Genomic DNA, 1,853 nt, shown 5'->3' on the forward strand with positions numbered 1-1,853 from the left:
AACACAGTGGACGCGAGCAACTGAGGACAAGCCCTCGGCCTATTAGTACCAGTCAGCTCCACCCGTTACCGGGCTTCCACATCTGGCCTATCAACCCAGTCGTCTACTGGGAGCCTTAACCACTCAAGGTGGTGGGAATACTCATCTCGAAGCAGGCTTCCCGCTTAGATGCTTTCAGCGGTTATCCTTTCCGAACGTAGCCAACCAGCCATGCCCTTGGCAGGACAACTGGCACACCAGAGGTTCGTCCGTCCCGGTCCTCTCGTACTAGGGACAGCCCTTCTCAATATTCCTACGCGCACAGCGGATAGGGACCGAACTGTCTCACGACGTTCTAAACCCAGCTCGCGTACCGCTTTAATGGGCGAACAGCCCAACCCTTGGGACCGACTCCAGCCCCAGGATGCGACGAGCCGACATCGAGGTGCCAAACCATCCCGTCGATATGGACTCTTGGGGAAGATCAGCCTGTTATCCCCGGGGTACCTTTTATCCGTTGAGCGACAGCGCTTCCACAAGCCACTGCCGGATCACTAGTCCCGACTTTCGTCCCTGCTCGACCCGTCGGTCTCACAGTCAAGCTCCCTTGTGCACTTACACTCAACACCTGATTGCCAACCAGGCTGAGGGAACCTTTGGGCGCCTCCGTTACTCTTTAGGAGGCAACCGCCCCAGTTAAACTACCCATCAGACACTGTCCCTGATCCGGATCACGGACCCAGGTTAGACATCCAGCACGACCAGAGTGGTATTTCAACGACGACTCCACAACCACTGGCGTGGCCGCTTCAAAGTCTCCCACCTATCCTACACAAGCCGAACCGAACACCAATATCAAACTATAGTAAAGGTCCCGGGGTCTTTCCGTCCTGCTGCGCGAAACGAGCATCTTTACTCGTAGTGCAATTTCACCGGGCCTATGGTTGAGACAGTCGAGAAGTCGTTACGCCATTCGTGCAGGTCGGAACTTACCCGACAAGGAATTTCGCTACCTTAGGATGGTTATAGTTACCACCGCCGTTTACTGGCGCTTAAGTTCTCAGCTTCGCACACCCGAAAGTGCACTAACCGGTCCCCTTAACGTTCCAGCACCGGGCAGGCGTCAGTCCGTATACATCGCCTTACGGCTTCGCACGGACCTGTGTTTTTAGTAAACAGTCGCTTCTCGCTGGTCTCTGCGGCCACCCCCAGCTCACCGAGTAAATCGGATCACCAGTGATGGCCCCCCTTCTCCCGAAGTTACGGGGGCATTTTGCCGAGTTCCTTAACCATAGTTCACCCGAACGCCTCGGTATTCTCTACCTGACTACCTGAGTCGGTTTAGGGTACGGGCCGCCATGAAACTCGCTAGAGGCTTTTCTCGACAGCATAGGATCATCCACTTCACCACAATCGGCTCGGCATCAGGTCTCAGCCTTAACGTGTGACGGATTTACCTACCACACGGCCTACACCCTTACCCCGGGACAACCACCGCCCGGGCTGGACTACCTTCCTGCGTCACCCCATCGCTTACCTAGTACAAGTCTGGTTCGTCGGCTCCACCACTACCCTCAACTCCGAAGAGATCGGGCCGGCTTCACGGACTTAGCATCGCCTGATTCAGTATTGGGCGTTTCAAAGCGGGTACCGGAATATCAACCGGTTGTCCATCGACTACGCCTGTCGGCCTCGCCTTAGGTCCCGACTTACCCTGGGCAGATCAGCTTGACCCAGGAACCCTTAGTCAATCGGCGCACACGTTTCTCACGTGTGTATCGCTACTCATGCCTGCATTCTCACTCGTGAACCGTCCACAACTCGCTTCCGCGGCTGCTTCACCCGGCACACGACGCTCCCCTACCCATCCACTA

1 rRNA gene (running past one end of the window) is annotated in these 1,853 nt (G+C 56.1%); it reads right to left on the bottom strand.

The window, feature by feature from the left end:
- Positions 1 to 22 precede the first annotated feature (22 nt).
- Positions 23 to 1,853: ribosomal RNA gene (locus ACZ32T_RS37170) — 23S ribosomal RNA — on the bottom strand (it continues 1,370 nt past the right edge of the window).

It is taken from the genome of Streptomyces sp. NPDC023573 (genome assembly GCF_055559735.1).